An 18,873-nucleotide genomic window follows, 5' to 3' on the forward strand; every position below is an offset into this window, starting at 1 on the left:
CTCAAATGTGGCATGGCCTCGAGCGCTTCAGGATGTCGGATACGTAAGCGACAACCTGGGCTGTATGGGCGTTGAGATAGAAATGGTCACCGGGAAAAGACCGGACATGCCAGTCGGCTCGCGTGTACGCGGCCCATGCCGCCGAATGCGGCACGCTCACTTCGGGATCCGATTCGCCGTACAGGGTGTGAATGGGGCACGACAGTTGCGGATTCGGCCGGGCCCGGTAGTTCTCGACCAGGCGGTAGTCGCCTCGGATCGTGGGCAAGAACATCCGTCGCAGCTCGGGCACCGCGAGCGCCTCCCGGCTGCGGACATCCAGTTCGCCGATGCGCCGAACCAGGTCATCGTCACAAGCGCGATGCCAGATCTGCTCGGTGCCGAAATGCGGGGCCTCGGCTCCGGACACGACCAACGCGGTCAAAGCGACTCCTGACCGCTCCAGCGATCGGGTTGCCTCGAACGCGACATAGGCACCCATCGAGTGGCCGAACATCACCACCGAATGCGCCGATGGGATGACCGGCTCCAACTCGGTAGCGCACTCTGATGCCAGTTCGACCAACGTTGCCGGTGCGGGCTCGTCGAGCAGCAGGTCCCGCCCCGGGTAGGTGACGCCGTAGAGGTCAATCCCCAACGGGAGGTCCCGACACCATGAGATGAAGGAGCGGGGACTGCCGCCAGCATGCGGGAATACGACGACGGCATGATTGCCCGATGTCGAGGGCGACAACGCCCGGACGCGGGGAGTCATGGAGCAACCAATTCCGAAGCCGAAACCAGTGTTGGCGGTTCCGGTTCGATCAACGTCGCCGGCCCCATGGCTGAGGTGAAGTCCGACCATAACCGGGTGGCACGGACGAACCTCTGCGAAACCATGGTGCGAGATCGGTGGATCGACTCGATGAAGTCAGCTGCTGCCAGCCGAATTGCGTCCGGCCACAGCTCGTTTCGCACCTCCGCGGTGGTCGGTTCGAAGTCGACACCGACACGTTCGGCGATCGGCGCATCCGTCGCACCGGCGTCCGCGCGTGGACGTCGATGCCACCGAGTCGACCCATGGGTGTGGGCAAGCACCAACTCTCCGGCGTCGGATCCTACGGTCACGGTGTGCATCAGCCGCGCATGATTGTCGGGGTCGTTGGCGCACAGTTCGTTTTGAATCAACAAATCGACCGTCACGTCGCCGAGAGCCATACGACCGGCGACAAACGAACTCGCGGCTCCTTCCGACTGCTGTGGCACCGTGATCCGCGCCGGTGTCAGCGGGCCGACGAGCCTACTGAGAATTGTGAACAAAGGGTAGACGACGTGGATCGACGAGCGGGCATGGACGTAGCGGATCCGCGATATCTTGTTGAGAGCCTGTGCAGCGCAGATGAATTGGCGCATTGGCGCGATGCGGCTGTAGAAATCGTTCACTGCGTAGAGCGACGAATTCGCCTTCGCGACACGCAATAAGGACAAAATCTCGTCGGCATGAACAGGCTGCTCCTGCATCACGTGAATGCCCTTGCCGAGCAACCGTTCGCCGATCTGAGCACCTTCGCCGCCCACCACGCCCGAGCGCACCACCACAAACGCGACGTCGACACTGGGCATGCTGTCCAGCCCCACATGCAACGACACCCCGAGCCGATCTGCCAGATCTGCCGACGCCTTCGACCCGGTGGACACCACTCCGACCAACTCGACCGGCGAGTGCGGTCCCGCCAAAGCCTCGGCGTACACCGCGCCGAATGTCGCTCCGACAACAACTGCCCGCGGGCGCTGACCCGCGGTCACAGCGAGCCTTCGTCCATCAGCGTCAGCTGTGGGTTGGCGGTTGCCGAGTCATCGGCGAACGATACCTCCGCCTCGGGCACGGCCTCGGTCAAGAACTCCAGCACCCGCCGCGGCTCACCGATGCTCCAGAACGCCTGGGCACCGGCGGGCATGTCCGCAATGCGTTGCGCCGCAAACGCCGCCAACGCTCCGGTGACGCGATAGCTGTCCGGACAGGTGAACGCTACGCTTCTGGAGCCGACGGCACCGCCGCGAGCGCTGGTGACGATCGCGAAGTAGGGTCGGCGGCCGAAGAGGTCCAGTTTGGCCGCCGCTTGCACGGAACCCAGGTCGAGTGGCCGTTCATCGTCAACCGCCAACAGCTGCATCGCGCGCGTCGTGTGGACACCGTCGAACACATTCATCCAGCAGATATCGCCAATGCCGAGATGCTCCGCCACCGCGACGGTCTCGGCATCAAGGTGCGGATGCACGGTGACAGAGTCCGGAAAGTACTCCGCCGGAGCCGGTTTGCACTCGTCACGGCCGACACGCCGGATCACCCCGCCGCGCAGCGCAGCGCCCGGGTGGCTGCGCGTGTCCTGCAGGCTGGCCAGATATTCCAGCACCGATGCCGGCGTCAGATACTGCAATCCGCCGCACCATGCGGTGAGGCCATCGATCTTGTCGGCGTGGTGCAGTGCGAGCACGCGCAGCAGCAATCCGGAGAGGCCGGGCTGCACACCTGCTTGCAGCACAACGGGGACGGCGGGCGCCGCCGCCGCGAGCCGGTCGAGCAGTGCGTGGTCACCGCCGGGATCGACGTAGGGCACACCGGCAGCGATGGCGGCACCGGCGACCTTCGCGCTGAGCCGTTGCGACGGTCCGGCGCAGTTGACGACGACGTCGCAGCCCGCAGCCGCAGCGCTCACGGCTGCCACATCGGTAACGTCGAGGGCCACCATCTCCACATCGGCCTGCACGGCCGAGGCCACGTCGCGCAACCGCGCCTTGTCGCGGCCCGCGATCACCAGAGATAGATCGCCGCGTCGGGTCAGAATGTCGAGGCAACCTGTCCCGACGGCTCCGGTGCTGCCGAACAGCAATACAGTCTTCACGCGTCTGTGGTCCAGGAATCCACCAGCAGCTTGGCCACGGACTGTGCGTTTTCGCCAGTCAGACAGTCGAAGTGGTTGCCGTCGATGGTGCTGATGGTCAACGTGCCAAGGCAGTATTCCGCCCAGAATGCGGTCATGTCTTCCTGCAGCGTCGGCAGGAAATGGATGTCGCCGCTTTGGCGCAGAAAGTGGACATCGCCGAGAAACGGCTCGGCCGCCCCGTGCACCACTGCGCGTAGGCTGTGCACGAACATTGACCGCAGCTCAGTGAGCGAGTCGACGTCCCATAAATCGCCCAGAACACCCGATTCCGCCAACAGTTTCAGCCGTGGCTCCCCTGCTTCCGCGCTCTGCTCGAGGCTTGCCGCAAGCACGGGTTCGGCAGCGCCGCGCAGGGCACCAGCCGGTATCACGTCGACATAGCGCGCCCTGGCGCGCGTGAAGGCGCCGCGGACCGCATCGTCATCGACCTGCATCCCGAGAACTTCCGGTGATACACCCATGATCTGGGCGAAGCAGTAGTCCAGAATGTCATCGTCTTCGACGTCCATCGGGACCCGGTAGGAGCTGACCACGGTCACGGTGCCGACGTCGATGCCGGATTCTTCCAGACACTTCGCGATCTCGGCTGACAGCAGTCCACCCATGCAGTAGCCGAGCAAGTGAACCTTGCTGGGCGCCAAGGCGACAATCGGGGCGCTGTAGCGTGCCGCCAACGTGGTGAACAGCTCCGCCGGGGCGATCTGGGAGTAGGCATCGCCCGGAACTCTGCGCACCCCATACAGATCGGGCACCCGGTCGCCCGCCGCCTGCAAGTATGGGACCAGCTGTCCGTAGGGAGCCAATCCCCCGCTGCCGTCGTGCACACACACCGCGATCTCGGTACCCGAGGTAAAACCTTGGCCGGCACCCAGATACACCAGTGGCGAATCGGCCCCATCGTAGCCGGGAGCGGTCAGCTCGGACGCCGTCGGCGGCCGCGCCACCGCCTCGGCGGCTGCGGCCAGGGTGGGATTGGAAACCATTGCGCGGAGCAGATCATCCCAGGCCAACCGGGAGGCTTCGGCGATCTCGCGGCGAATCCGGCCGATCGCCTGGGCCATCAGCAGAGAGTCGCCGCCCAGGGCGAAAAAGTCCGATGTCGGCGACAACGATTGGCTGGACCCCAGCCCGAGCACCGCGGCCCAGATAGCTGCGATGCGCGACTGCATCGCGTCCAGCCTTCCTGACTGCCCGTTCGCGTCATGGTCGCGAGCACGTCCCGCGGTCCGAAGCGCCTCGAGTTCGGCCGTCACCGCCGTCCGATCGATCTTGCCGTTGGCCATCAGCGGCAGCGCCGGCAGGCAGATGACCTGCTGCGGCACCATGTAGTTCGGAACTACCTGCCGGGCTCGCTCGATCACCTCCGCGGGCCACAGCGAATGCGCGGTGGACGCGGAATCACACCAGAACACGTGCTGGCCGAGCCACGCCAGTGGATGATCGGGCGGCGGGAAACTCTGCACCTCGCCGAACGGTGATCGCGCAAGGGCGCTGTGCCATTGCTCATACGTGAGAAATGCCGCGTTCGTACCCGCACGCGCGTCGGTGAACCCGTGCAGGCCTTCTTTGAATTCCATCGAGATCATCAGCGGGTGGTTGATAGCGGTGGCGTCGATGAAGACCATCGACCCACCAGGCGCCAGCAAACGGTCCAGCATCGCCAGCGCGTCGTCGACGTTGACCGCATTGTGCAGCACATTGGCGCAGACGACGACATCGAACGAGCATGCCGAAAAGCCCTGCGCCGCAGGCGGCCGATTGATGTCGAACATCCGGTAGTCGATGAAATCGTGATCGGCGAACATCTCGCGGCCCTGCGCGAGGAAGAAGTTCGAAACGTCGGTGAACGTGTACTGCACGTCGTAGGGCGCAAGCGCGGCGACCAGGCCCGCGCTGGTGCCGCCGACACCAGCCCCCACCTCCAAGACCCGCAGCGGCCGCTGCGAGGTTGCCGGGCTCGCGCGTGCAGCGCGGGCGGTCAGGCCGGATACGACCAGCCGGTTTGCGTATGTGCTGACTAGGTTGTCGCGGTAAGCGGCCGTCGCGGTGTCCACGGTTCCCTCTCGGAAGAACAGCCCGAGTGGATCGACGGTGCCGGCCAGCAGGCCAGGCAGGTTCTGGATGCATTCCCCCACATACGCCAATAAGTCGTCGCCGTAGTCGACGGCCGCGCCCAACCTACGCACCTGCTGCCAGTACGCCACACAGTCCGAAAGTTGATGGTGTTCCTTCAGTTCCAGTGTCGATCCGGGATGCATCGTCACCCGGCCCTCGTCGACAAGCACGTCAAGCCAGCGCCAGAATAGGCGCCTTAGCCGGTCCGGCAGCGACAACCGGAGAGCGATTTCCTCGACCGTGATCCGTTCGCCGGGGAGCGCCGCGGTGCCCAGCGCCGCACACATGCTGTCGACCGCGGCCGCGCGAGCCGCGGAGGCGAATCGGAGCAGCTTCTGGGTATCAAGATCGGAGGTCTGGGATCGATGCGCCTCTTCCATGGCGCGGCGTACCGCCGCTGCGCTGCAACGGCGTTCGGATTCCTCGTCGTCGCCTGCGGCCCCGGGAACCACCGCGGCCGCGATGGCCCGATCGTGCCTTGTCTGGCCGATCGCGACACTCATCGCCACCTGGACCCCGGGCAGGCCGCACAATTCCGAATCCACTTCCGCCAATTCGATTCGGTGACCGCGAATCTTGATCTGGTTGTCTCGGCGGCCGAGCAATTCGATCACACCTTCGTCGGTGACTCGTCCGTAATCGCCGGTTCGGTACAGCGGCTCACCACTGACCGGATGCTCGATGAACGCCGCTGCGGTGCGCGCCGGGTCACCGAGATAGCCTTGCGCGAGACCTAGTCCGCCGATGTGTATCTCACCGACCTGCCACGGTGCTGCCGGCTCACCGCGGTGGGTCAGGACGTGCACGCTTTGGTTGCGCATCGCCGTCCCGTACGGCACGCTGCGCGCATACCGCCGTGCGTCCAGCGGATAACAGATCGACCAGATCGCTGCTTCGGTCGCACCACCGAGGCTGAGCATCGAAGCTCCCGGCGCCAGCGATGCGATTTGCTTGGGCTGGGACACCGGAATCCAGTCCCCCGACAACATGATTCGCCGCAGCGATGGTAGCGTGCCCCGATCACCGGCATGGTCCAGCAGAAGCTGCATCTGCGCAGGAACGGAATTCCACACGGTGACATGGTGCTTCGAGATGGCGTCGAACCATGCTTGCGCGTTGCTGCGCGCGCTACCTTCGGGGAATACGATGGCGCCGCCGGCGGCGAGAATACCGAAGATGTTGTAAACGGACAGATCGAACGTGTGTTGCGACACGGCGAGCACCGAGTCGGTCGCGCGGATGTTCAGCCGGTCGTTGACATCGTCGACGGTATTCATCGCGGCACGGTGACTTACCATGACTCCCTTCGGCGTTCCGGTGGAACCCGACGTGAAGATGACGTAGGCCGTGTGGTCCGGAACCGCCGGCGCTACGGTCGTGTCCGCCGTCGCTGCGCGCGGCAGCCACGCCGCGGCGTCGGCCAGCAACTCATCGACCCGTCCACCGGGTTCGCACAGCACAGCAAGCGAACACTGCTCGGTGATTTGCGCGCTCCGGCGCTCCGGCCACGTCACGTCGAGCGGCACGTATGCGGCACCGGCAAGCAAAGTGCCCAGGATCGCCGCGACCTGGCTTGGGCCCTCCGGCAAGCGAATTCCGACACGGTCGCCGGTATCGACACCGGCCGCCGACAACTCGGCGGCGACCGAACGGGCAGCGGCGAGCAACTCACCGTAGGTTGTGGCCCGATCACCGCAGCGGATCGCCACCGAATCCGGAGTCTGCGCCGCATGATGCAGGAAACCGGAATGCAGCAGCGCGGACTCGCCGCTCGGCGGCCGTTCTACCCGGGTGAGTTCGGGGGCAACCACCGGCAGCAACGGGCGATCCCAGGCGAGGGGGTCGGTGCTCAGCGTCTCCAGGGCACCGCGGAAATCGGCAAATGCGCGGTCGAGCACCGCGGCGCTGACCACCTCGTCGCGGGTGTCCCAGTTGACCTCGCACGCACCGTCGATCTCGAATACCTGGCAATCCAGCAGCACCTGCGGGGTTTGGCTGAGTCCCCGGCCCGGAATAGGGCGCAGGAAAGAGGATAAGGCGGTTGCGTCCTGAGTGCCGGCACCCAGGGTCGACGTGAGCACCACGGGCGAGTGCTCCCCCCGGTTTTCGTCACTTCGCGCCAGCATGCGCGCGATGTGCACGCCACCGATCATCGCATGGTCCATGTCATCGAAGAGGCGCCCGCCGATCGCATACAGTAGCTCGGCGAACGTGCGCTGCCCACGGACGTCTACTTCCAACACATTGGTCCCGGTGAAGTCCCCGACCAGACGGTCGACTTCAGGGGTGAACGGATGGCGGGCCATCGTCGTCAGCGTCAGCAGGAAATGGTCGCGATCGCCGTAGCGTCCCAGGACACTGCCGAATGCCGCCGTGATCGCCACGCTGGCGGTGGCGCCGTGCTCGGTCGCGCAGCGGGTGAAGGCCGCGAACTTGTTGGCCGGCAACCGCATCGACCGCCGCGAGAAGGTGGGCGCGGCTGCAGACCCTTCAGTCGCCGACCCGCTGACAGTCGGCAGCAGCGGCAACGAAAGCGGGGGCGGAAGCTGATCGAGCCGGCCCCGCCAGTAGTCCAGGTCTCGTTGTCGACGAAGGGATCCGCCCACCGAGTTGCGGTAGCGGGTGAGGTTCAGCAGGTATTCACGGAAGCTGAAATCGACTGCGGGAGGAGAATATTCCGGATCGAGCAGACACCGCCCGAAATCGTTCATCAAGATGAAGATGCTGACGAAATCGGCGATCAGCAGATCAACCGAAACGTGTAGCACGGTGTCTTCCGGGCCGATCGTGACCACGATGTCATACATCGGCCCTTCGCCCAGCGGGTATGTGCGGTTCCTCAGCTCCTCCCCGATGCGCATGCGCTCGCGGCCGATGTGCTGACGATCGGAGTTTTCGTGGACCGTCAGGCCGTCGGAAAGGTCGGAGCAGATGATCTGGTAGCCGTCGGGGTGGACGACGCAGCGCAGCATGTCGTGCGCGTCGACGACCTTGCGCCACGCCGACCGATACGCCTGCGCGGTTGGTGTCGCCACGGAGTGGTCAACGGCGAACTCCGCATACCCGTGACAGCCGACACCGCCCCAGCGGAATGCCGACGTGCGTCCGACGGAATACGCAGCCTGCACATCGGTGAGCGGAAACGGCTCGAACCTGTCCTGCGGTGCGCGCAACAGCTCCGACTCGCGTGTCAGCTCCGCGATGACGTCTGCCTTGGCCGCGGCCAGTTGCGCTTTCAGGTCTGCGCGCAGAACGCCTTGCGGTGCGCGAAAGCGCAAATTCTCACCGTCGACCCATAGCTGCACGCCGAGGCGGCGCGCCTGGTCGATCAGCTCCGCGGCGCTCACAACACACCCTCTTCAATGTCTGGTTCGAAGGCCGAGTTCTCAACGACGAGTGCCCTGAGTTGCTCTGCGAATTCCCCGATTACGGGCTTCTCGAACAGCAGTCGCAGCGTCGCTGTGGCTGACACATCGCGGCTTATCTGCTCCACCACCCTGGTCGCGGTAGTCGAGTCGCCACCAAGCTGGAAGAAGTTGTCGGTCGGCTCGACCTGCGGCAGGCCGAGGGCCGCCGCACAGATCCTCAAGACACGTTCGACGAATTCATCACCCGTTCCGGGGCCGTCCGGCTGTGCTGGGTCCGGGATCGCAGTGACGGCGCCGACCATGGCGTCGACCATCATGTCGAGGTTGCGCCGCGCCACGTCCACCGGAATCGCCTGCGTGACGACGTCCCACGACAACGACAGCGATCCGGCCTGCTCCCACATCTGGAAGTCCAGCACCGTCTGCGGTGTCTGCGAAACGCCGAACACCAGTGCGCCGAAATCGAATGGCGATCGACCCGAAGTGTCGATCAGTCCGAGTCCACTGGTGAAGACCACCGGAAATAGCGCGTCTACGGGCCGGCCATGGTGGCGCAACAGCTCACGCTGCAGCCATACCGCGTCCGCGCCGCGGTGGGGCAGGTCGGTTATCAGCTGCCGCTGCAGTTGACGTGCCTGTTCCCAAATCGACATGGTCGGATCGACGTGGCACTCCAATAGCAGCAGCGACGTGAAGTCGCCGATGATGTCCTCGATCCCCGGAACGGTGGGATCCCGGTCGAAGAGAGTTACGTTGACACAGAAGTGAGCGGTTCTGCTCCACTGAGCCAGTGCCCGTGCGTAGTTGGCCAGCAGGAACGAAGCGGCGGTCACCCTTTCGGTCCGACATTGCTGCGTGATTCTCCCCCAATCATCTTGGACGACAACGGCTTCTACCCGCTCGAACACCGGCTTGTCGATATCGAGAATCACCTGGATGGGAGCCAGCTCCGGCGCCGGCGGCAACGATGGCAGGCGCGCGCGCCAGTAGTCGCGGCTGGCTGCGAGCGGGGGCAGCGCCGATTCGTCGGCGTCGGGCCACAACCCGGGGTGGCTGCAGATATACTGCGCGAAAGATGTTTTCAATGGCGGTAATTCATCAACGTTCCCGCCCCGGTAAAGATGATTCAGCTGCGCAAGGGCGATCATCATGCTGGTGCCGTCGAGCATGATGTTGTCCATGCTGATCCCGACAATGCCACGCCCCTGCTGTCCACTCCGGTGGGATACCTGGACCCCGAAGTCGATCCCGGGTCGCGCCGTGACGTCGATGACCTGATCACGCATCCGCGCCCGCACGTCGTCGTATTCGCAGACGACGGGTTCGATCGGCGCTGGGTGCACGACGGCGCGAAAGTGCGGCGGCTGAGCGCCGTCCGTCGCGGTAGTCACCGTGGTGCGCAATCCGGGATGGCGCTCGATGAGTTGCCGCGCGGCCGCCTCGAACCTGGACCGGTCGAAATCGTTGGCCTCGAACTCGAAATAGCAGTGCGCCGCAACGCCGCTGAGCAGGAACCCGCCTACCCGGCCGGCCAGATATGCCCGCTGGACGACGGTGAGTGGAAAGTCGCTTCCGTCGTCGGGTTGCGTTACCGCCTGATTCTGCGCGGACTGCGGTGAGATCGGCGCGCCGGCATGCGCGACGAGCTCACCGAGCACCGGGTAGTTGAACAGGTCGACAAGGGCCAGCTGACCGAAGCCGGCGGCCTGCAGCTCGGCGTAGACCCGGGTCGCCACCAGACTGTCGCCGCCAAGCAGGAAGAAATCGTCGGAAGCGGTGGGTAGGGCGGGCCCCGCGATATTCAGCTGCCGCTGCCAGATCCCCGCTATCACGGCGAGCACCGACTCGTCGACCACGTCCTTTCGGTCCGGCGCCGCAGCTTGCGCTCCGATCTCGGCACGGGGCACTGCCTGGGGCCGCGAAGGCCTCTGATGCCGGTGCGCCACGATCGTCAGGCCCGGGCCGTCCTGCGTCATCCGTACCGGCTGCCAGCGGTGTTCTGCAATGAACCGCCACCACTGGTCGGCTGCGCGCGACGACCCAATCGATAGCAGGCCCGGGTTGAGGACGGCCGCGCTGGCCAGCGTCGCCGAGGTGACCTCGCAGCTCTCGGCCACCCACAGCCAGCCGCCTTCGGTCACCGTGGTCGCGTCGAGTATTGGCCCCGCGTCGAGAAGCTGGTGCAGTGACGCACAACAGACCACGACATCCACGCTTGTAGCCGCCATCAGCTGAGGCGAAGTGATCCGCCGAGTGACTGTTTTGACAGTCCGCCCGGCAGCGATTTCCGCCAGAACGGGGTTCGGCTCGAAGCACAGGTACTCATCAACGACCGCGCCGACCATCTCGGCGAGCCGTTGGGTGATCAACCCGGTCCGCGACCCAATTTCCATGATGCGGAGCCGCCGGCCGACTTTTCGCGAATGCTCGAAGATGCGCTCGCTGAGATCGTCGAGTGCCCATTGCAGCCGCTCGTCAGCGAGCAGCATCGCCTCCGGGGCGAGCTGCGGGTCGCCCACCAGCGTCTGTGGCGAGGCCGCCCCGGTCACAATGTCGGCCAACCTCCGAGCCGCGCGGCCCGTATCGTGGCCCGCTGCCTGAGTATTCGCCAGTTGCCGCCAGCGCCGCACCAGCTCCGCGAACTCCGGGCGCACCCGTTCGGCTTCGCACAGACCGGCCGCGGCGGCGATCACGGCGCTGGCCCACTCGGAGTCCCCGAGCCGCGGAGCCAGCGACGACGCCCGCCCGACGACCTCATCGGCCTCCCCGGCGCGCCGGCGCACCCCACGCTCAAAGTGCGAAAATGCCGCCGCCAGTGGCTCATTGGAGATGATGCCGGTGGCAACGTCCCAGCTGATCCGGGCGCCGCCCGCGTTGTCCTCGACCTGGCAGTCCAGCCAGACCCCTGGGGTCTGGGTCAACGTGCGGATATGCGACAGTTCGGCCGGTCCGTGCGAGGCGAGGCCGAGCGTGCTGGTGAACACGACCGGGTACCCGGCCGAACCCGCTGAGCGCAGCGCCGCGAGGTGCCCGGTTGCATCACCGCCGCCGCCGACCGCACGCCACAGTTGCTGGTGGGCGGCCGTGATCGCATCCAGCGAACCGGGTTGCGCTGTGCCGTAGTCGATGTCGCACAACGCCAGTCGGGTGAAATTACCCAGCGCCTCACGGTCAGCCGGGGCATAGTCGGGTCGGTGCGACTTGGGAACGACGATCGCGAACCGCTCGCCGGCGCCGATCGAATGCAGCGCGCCGGTGAACGCTTCGAAGATCAGCGCGGTAGGAGTGACACGCAGCTGCGAAGCCCGTTCGCGCAGGACGCCGAACGTGTGCGAGTCCAGGGTGAAACTCGACCGCGCAAAGCCGACCCGGGCAGCCGAGTCGATCCGCTCGCCGAGCGGCAGCACCGGCGGCCCGCTGATCTCGTGGCTGACCACATTGTCGCTGCCTTGGCTTTCGGCGGCGAAGCGAGCGAAAATCTCAGCGCTGCCATCAATCTCGAGTGGTCGGGGCATCTGCTGGTAGTCGGCGATGATCGTCGCGATGACGGTGGCCAGGCTGCGGGCATCCAGGCTCAGGTAGTTGACCAGCAGACCCACCTGCCGCGACGAGCCGGACAGAGCAAAACACTGGATGACCGGAACTGCCCTCGGATCGAAGGGCGCTTCTGCCATGTGTTGTATCAACGCGTCCGGGCCGGCAGCGTCAAAAACATGGACGGCCACGTTGCCGGCGTCCGCGTGCACGCGCTGGCTGGTGTCGGCGGCCAATGCGCAGCGCAGAATCGCGAATTCGTCGACACATCCTGTGACGACGGCTGCGAACCGGTCGAGGTCTATGCCGTCCTGCGACACACTCTCCAGTACCAAAGCGAAGTAGGTTGGGGCGCGGGTGCTTCCGTTCAACCCCGCGCTGCCGAGCACATACGCCTGCTGCAGGCGGCTCAACGGAAACTCCGTTTCGCGCCCCACCGACTCGACGACCCGATCAGCCGGGTCGTGCGGAACGGCACCGACAATGCACGCCGAGCTGAACTCGCCGAGCGTTTGTCGCCCGAGCAGTTGACCGACTTCCGCTCCGAGCACTCCCTTGCGTTTCAGCTGGGCGGCTACCTCTGTTGCGCGCAGACTGTCGCCGCCGCGCTGAAAGAAGTTGTCGTCTCGGCTTGTGATCGGCGTTCCGAGCACGTCGGACCACACCTCGGCGACCAGCTGTTCGACCGGGCTCAGCCCGGCGGCCGGCTGCCGGGTTGTCACCGCTTTCGCGAAAGTCTCCACTTCGGTGGCGGCCCTACGACGATCGACCTTGCCGTTTCCGGTGAGCGGCAGCTCGGTGCGGTAGACGAACGATTTCGGAATCATGTAAGGCGGTAACCGAGCCGCGAGGTAGGCGCGCAGCTCGACCGCGGCCGAATCAGTGAATTCGGTGACTTCTAAAGCACCGCAAACCGAGACGACGACCGCGCCCAACGCCGTGTTTCCGTGAATCGGCACCACCGCAGCGGTGTCGACCAAGGGGTGCCCGCGCAAAACGTACTCGATCTCACCACACTCCACACGGTGGCCACGGATCTTGACTTGCGAATCGACGCGCCCCAGAAACTGCAACGTGCCGTCGTGCCAGTAACAACCGAGATCGCCGGTCCGGTACCACCGGCACCCCGTCTCGTCCACCACGAACCGCTCGGCGGTAAGCGCGGGCGCGTTGTGATAGCCATGTGCAACACCCGCCCCACCGATCCACAACTCACCTTCGACGTAGTCGGGGCGGTCGTGGCCGACGTTGTCGACAACCCGAAACATCTGGTTGGACAACGGATACCCGTACGGGACCGACACCCAGTCGGGGTCGACGTCGACCCTTGGCGGCAAGACGAACTCGTTGGACCAAATCGCGGCCTCGGTCGCCCCACCCATCGCGACCAGGCGCGCACCCGGGGCGGCGTGGTGCAGCCGCCGTGGCATGTCCAGCGGGATCCAGTCGCCGGAGAGAAACACCGACCGCAAACTCGGCAGCACGGCGGGTCCCTCTCCCGCCGCGATCAGCAACATGTCCATCAACGCGGGAACGGAATCCCATACGGTGATCGCAAATTCGGCGATCAACGCGTTCCAGCGGAATGCGTCGCGACGGGACCGCTCCGATATGGTCACCACACTGGCGCCACAGCTGAGCGGACCGAAAATGTCGTACACACTGAGGTCGAAGTCCAACGCCGACACCGCCAGCAGTGAATCGGTGCTGCCGATCCGGTTGCGCCGGTTCACGTCGACGATCGTGTTCAGCGCGGCCGCATGGGAGACCAGCACGCCCTTCGGTTCGCCGGTGGAGCCGGATGTGTAGATCACGTAGGCCGTACTGTCCGGCTCCACACGAACCGGCTCCCTCGGAGCACACCGGATCATCGACCCGATGTCGTGAACCGGCGGGCCGGCTTGGGCCACCTTGTTTTCCGCGTGTTTCGAGCGGATCAACCCCGACATGCCGGATAGAGCGCAAATGCGGGCGAACCGGTCGTCGGGCTGGTCCACACCAACCGGGAGGAAGCTGCAGCCGGCCATCAACACCCCGAGCACGGCTACGACCTGAGCGGGACCCTTTGCCAGCTGTATTCCGATGATCGAGCCCGGGGCATGGCGATCGGCCAGCACCCCTGCGGCTCTGCGCGCAAGCTCGTCGAGTGCGCCGTAGGACAACTGCGAGTGTGCCGCCGCGATCGGGTCACCGTAGGGTCGGCCGTCGAATTCTCCTGCCGCCCAGCGCAGCGCGATCCGGGTTGGATCGCCCTGAGCCTGCGCGCGGAACGCCTCGTAAAGCAGCCCGTCGGGCCTCGGGGCGGCGGCGGCGTTGCGTTGTCGGCGGATCAGTCGCGAGTGCTGCGGCAGTTCGATTATCGGGGGCGCGGACCAGTCGCGAGTGCCCAGACTTTCTAGCAGGTGGATGTAGGCACCGAACATGTCCGCGACGACACCGGGCGGAAAACAGCCCGCACGGTAATCCCACGACACGATGAGGGTGTCTGAGGCATCGGAGACGGCGCCCACTTGATTGTCGATGATCACCTGAGGTGTCCTCGATGCCATTTCTCCTGGGAAACCCAGTGTTTCGGCGTCGCGTTGCTGCAAGACAGTTGTGTCAGCCACGTAAGTGAACACGACCGGGGCGATTCCGCTGTGCCCGGTACCGGACTGCAGCTGGGCCGCCAGCAGCTCGGTGGATTCGGGCGCTGTCAGCGCCGCGCGCAGGCCCCGCTGAGCGCTGCGGGCCTGGTCGGCGAACCCAGTCGGCTCGTCGACACCGGCTCGATAGAGACGGGTCTTGGTGAAATCACCGATCACGTCCGAGACGCCCGGCGGACGACCGAAAGTCGTCACGTTGATCAGGAAGCCGTCGGTGCTGCTCCAGTGTCGCAGCACCAGGGCGTAGGCGGCCAGGAACGCCGCCGCCCGGGTGACACCGTGGGACCGGCATGCCGCATCGAGGGCGGTGAGCGCCGTGGTGCCCAGCGTGTGTTGCTCACGGCGGAAAGAGCCCGAAGAAATTTCGCGTTCCTCGGACCGGGGCAGCTGCGGGCACTCGGGGAGCCGTTCGACGGCCTCCGCCGGCAGCGACGGCCGAGACGAGATCGGCCGGACAAGATCACCGAAAGTCGCCGACACGGCGGGCAGTTCGTCGCCGCGGTACAGCGCGGCCAGGTCATGCAGAAAAACACCGATGCTGGTCAGATCGGCGATGATGAGATCGACCGCGAAATGCACGATGCAATGATCGGGTAAGCGGGTCAGTTCGACCCGCCAGGTGTCTCCGGTTTCGATGTCGAATCGGTGCGAGCGCAGCCTGTTGCGGACCTCGTCGAGGTGCCCGTCGCACGTCGCGTCGGCAGCCTCGGTCAGATCGTGTACCCGCAAGGGGGCGTGGATGTTCTCGGGCGCGATACGACATCGGTTGAAGTCGGGAAACCTACTGCGCAGCATTGGGTGTCGGTGCGCCAACGCGTCGAGCGCAGCGTCGAGCCGACGCGGCTCGACGGTGGCGCCACCGAGTTCGAAATAGGTTTGGCAGCCCACTCCGCCGAGTGGTTGTTCTGCACCCCGGCCGATCCAGTACGCGCGTTGCAGTGCTGTGGTGGTGAATGTGTCTGATCCGGTTGGCTTTTGCGCCGGCCTCTGTGGTGAGGCGTCGTAGAGCTGCTGCCAATTGTCCAGCCTCGGTTCGGCATACAGATCGGCGAAGTCCAGGTGCCGTGCACGCCCTGCCGACCATTCGACAACCTGCGCGGTCATCATCGAGGTCAGCCCCAGTGCGGTCAGATCGGCGTCACCATCGAGTTCTTGAACGCGTACGCCGAGCAGGCGAGCGACGCATTGGGCCAATTCGGTCGCCGGCCGGTCGGCGCTCGACGGTTCGGGTCGGGTCGAACCCTGGTAGACGACGTCGAATTCTCCGGCATTGAGCATGCTAAACGTCTTGCGGCGCCTGATCTTTCCGGACGTTGTCCTGGGCAGCACGCGGGGGCGCACCCATACGATGCGCTCCGGTGCGGTCTGGTGTACCGCGAGAATTCTGCGGCGCAGTATTCGGCTCATGTCGTCAAGGTCTTCGGCGGGGGCTTCGGTCTCCACGACCAGCCACCACTCGTCGGCTGCCGTGGATTCCTCGGGCTGGACTGCGCAAGCGCCTCCACTTTCAACACCGCAGCGCGCCTCTTCCACGGTCGACTCGATGTCGTTCGGGAAGTAGTTGCCGCCACCGACGATGATCAGGTCCCGATACCTTCCGCAGATGTACATTTCGCCGGCGCTCCGAAATGCAGCGTCACCCGTGCGAAGGTAGGGCCCCATACCGTCTGCAGTCCTGGCACCGAATGTTTCTGCAGTCTGCTCCGGCCGGCGCCAATATCCTTTCGGCAGCCCGGTTCCACCTACCCAAACCTCGCCGACTTCGCCGTCGGCGACGACTGCGCGTCGCTCCGGATCGACGATGCGCACATCCCAACCCAATGTGTTGTCACCACAACTCACCAGCGTGCGTGCGCGCCGACTTTCTGCGGATTGCCCGCTGACCTCGACCGCCCGCCCACGGTTGAGTTGCTCGGCATCGAAGCTCGCCTGCACCCAAAGCCGGGGGTTGCATGTCCCGGTGACTGCCAGTCCGGCTTCGGCGAGCCCGTATTGGGGCGCCATCGCATCGGCTCGGCAGCCGGCCGGCCCAAACTTCGCGACGAAGTCGCGCAGAGTGGAGGGGCGAACGGGTTCCGCGCCATTGGTTGCCAGGCGCAGGCAGGAGAGGTCGAGGGATTCGATCGCTGCGTCATCGAAAGCGTCGATGCAGCGTCGGTAACCGAAATCTGGCCCGGCGATCCAGTTCCCGCGCACCTCGTCGACGGTTTCCAGCCAGATGCGCGGGTTGCGCACGAAGTCTATGGGCGGGATGACGGTCGCGGTCCCACCGGTGGCCAGCGTCAGCAGGACCCCCCAGAAGATGCCCAGGTCGTGATACAGGGGCAGCCAACTGACGGTGTGTATGTCATCGGGGCGATTCCACAGCGCCAAGGCGATAGCGCGCTGATGCAGCATCGACTCGTGAGTGTTGACGATCCCCTTCGGCTCCCCGGTCGAGCCCGAGGTGTACTGCAAGAACGCGACTTGTCCGGCGGTGAGTACCGCGTCGGCGGGTGGTCGCCGCGAGCCTTCGGCGGTGGAGTCCGGAGTCCGGACGACAAGCCCGCCCAGCAAGGCATCGCGTCCGAGCGCGTCGACAAGGTCGGCACTGGTGTACACGGCCGACGGTTCGCAGTCGCGCAGTATGTGCCGGGCGCGTCCGAGAAACCGTTCGGGCGCATCGGCGGAGGGCAGATACAGCGGAACCGGGATGAGCCCGGCTGCCAGCGCGGCGACGAATCCAGCCACGTAGTCGGCGTCGCCGGCCTGGGCCATCACCACACGCCCGCCGGACGGGAGATCGGCGAAGGCGCCGTCGCGAATCCGGCAGACGCGGTCCCACAGCCGCCGATAGGTCCACACATCCGTTCCGGCCATGTCGACCATCCGGAGCGCGACCGCGTCGGGACGGCGGCCGACCCACTCGGCGATCACATCGTGGACGAGTCGATCATCCGTTGGCGCACTGGGCCCGTCGTGCTCGAACCGACCACTTCGGGTTCCAGACTCCGGTGTCCCGGTCGCCGCGAACACCATCCCTTACCCCTCCGATCGGAGTCGATGCGGGCGAGCTGGCCAGCTTTCGGCCACATACCCGCCTACCACAGGCCACACCTTTGCCATGTAATCCGTGCAGCTGACAAGAGGTAACCCTGGGCGCAAGTTCTTACATGCAAATGATATGCAGAACGGCTTCTTCGTAGCGGCGCTGGCGGCGAGACAGAGCCGAAAGGCGCCAATCCGACCACCATCGACGACGCCTTAGCGATGCCGGTGATGAGCCGGCGACGCGCCGAACGGAGGCCTGCCGACATCGAGCCAGGATTTAGCTGAGCAGGCTGCCGCCGAGCGCTTGCCCAAAGATATCTATCAGACCCGCGGTGGCACCGATCGGACCTACCGGGATTCCGGGGACAGCGATGATGTCGCCGGCGCCTTCGTCGGGCGGGATGAGGCTGAGATCCAGACCAAGGGAGTTGAAGAGCGAGCCACCGGTGCCGTAGTACATGGGGCCGTTGACACCGGTGATCACCTGCCCCGGGCTGAACAGCCCGCCGAAAGCGACGCTGAGGCCGTTGAGTTGCTCTCCACCGTCGTCGCCCGCACTGACGAACGGGTTGAAGATCGGTGCCAGCGGGTCGAGGTTGAGGGTGGCGCCGTTGAAGAACGCGTTGGTGACGGTGGCGGGCGTGTCGAGAAGCGCAGCGAGGTCGGCCACCGGATGCGGAGTGGCACCGGTGAGGTCGGCGAAGATGGCGTGTCCTTCGTTGAACAGCGCCACGGCGGGGCTGACCACCGGACCCAGCGCCCCGATGAGCACCCCGCTCAACGGTGACGCGGAGAAATTAGCCAGCGCCGACACCAACGCACCCTCCGGACCGGACGGCGGCGTGAAATCCCCGGTGCCAACAAGACCCTGGTAAACATGGAGATGTATATCAGGGACGAGTGTGCCGTTATCAGGGCCGGCGGTTATCGTTGTGACACCACCAAGGGTGTGGTTCACCACGGCGGACTGGACATCGGCGGGCGCGCCGACCAGTGCCACCGACTGCAGCGCGGTCTGCAGGTTGCCGACAAACGCTCCGGGATTAGTCGTAAGCAGTCCGAACTCAGTGGAGATGCCAGCAGACAGACTCTTCAGGGCCTGCTGAGAGGCAGCGAACACCGTCTGCGCGTTGGTGGCCGTGGTCGAGGCGAGCGTTTGGTAGGGGGCGGCGACGGCGGCGCCGAAGCCATTAAGCCCCTGGAGCAGGGCGGGTGCGGCAGCGGGTGCACCGGTGATGGCCCCGGTTGGGACGCCGA

6 protein-coding genes are annotated in these 18,873 nt (G+C 65.5%); all 6 read right to left on the reverse strand.

The annotated features are described in order from the left end of the window. Window position 1: 1 nt before the first annotated feature. The gene (locus tag VML93_RS34430; protein ID WP_325617679.1) at window positions 2-754 is read right to left on the reverse strand and encodes a thioesterase II family protein; all 753 of its coding nucleotides are present in this window, start codon (window positions 752-754) and stop codon (window positions 2-4) included. Continuing rightward, a complete protein-coding gene (locus tag VML93_RS34435; protein WP_325617681.1) occupies window positions 751-1,785 on the reverse strand; it encodes a Gfo/Idh/MocA family oxidoreductase in 1,035 nt (344 codons plus the stop codon). Before VML93_RS34435 ends, VML93_RS34430 begins: the two co-directional genes overlap by 4 nt. Continuing rightward, window positions 1,782-2,882 (reverse strand): saccharopine dehydrogenase NADP-binding domain-containing protein, encoded by a 1,101-nt coding sequence (locus tag VML93_RS34440; protein ID WP_325617683.1) that lies wholly within the window; start codon window positions 2,880-2,882, stop codon window positions 1,782-1,784. The genes VML93_RS34435 and VML93_RS34440 overlap by 4 nt, the downstream gene beginning before the upstream one ends. Beyond that, window positions 2,879-8,386, reverse strand: a complete 5,508-nt coding sequence (locus VML93_RS34445; protein WP_325617685.1) for a non-ribosomal peptide synthetase — start codon at window positions 8,384-8,386, stop codon at window positions 2,879-2,881. The genes VML93_RS34440 and VML93_RS34445 overlap by 4 nt, the downstream gene beginning before the upstream one ends. After that, complete coding sequence (locus tag VML93_RS34450; protein WP_325617687.1) at window positions 8,383-17,604, reverse strand: non-ribosomal peptide synthetase; 9,222 nt, start codon at window positions 17,602-17,604, stop codon at window positions 8,383-8,385. The genes VML93_RS34445 and VML93_RS34450 overlap by 4 nt, the downstream gene beginning before the upstream one ends. A gap of 289 nt (window positions 17,605-17,893) precedes the next feature. Continuing rightward, the coding region (gene gjpA / locus VML93_RS34455; RefSeq protein ID WP_325617689.1) for an outer membrane porin GjpA at window positions 17,894-18,873 on the reverse strand (980 nt) is incomplete at its 5' end.

Origin of the sequence: Mycobacterium sp. (genome assembly GCF_035499775.1) — a bacterium.
Classification (GTDB): domain Bacteria; phylum Actinomycetota; class Actinomycetes; order Mycobacteriales; family Mycobacteriaceae; genus Mycobacterium.

Excerpts from the sequence above, each read along its gene's own strand:
- VML93_RS34430 (WP_325617679.1), bottom strand. The coding sequence starts at position 754 with ATGACTCCCCGCGTCCGGGCGTTGTCGCCCTCGACATCGGGCAATCAT.
- VML93_RS34450 (WP_325617687.1), bottom strand. The coding sequence starts at position 17,604 with ATGGTGTTCGCGGCGACCGGGACACCGGAGTCTGGAACCCGAAGTGGT.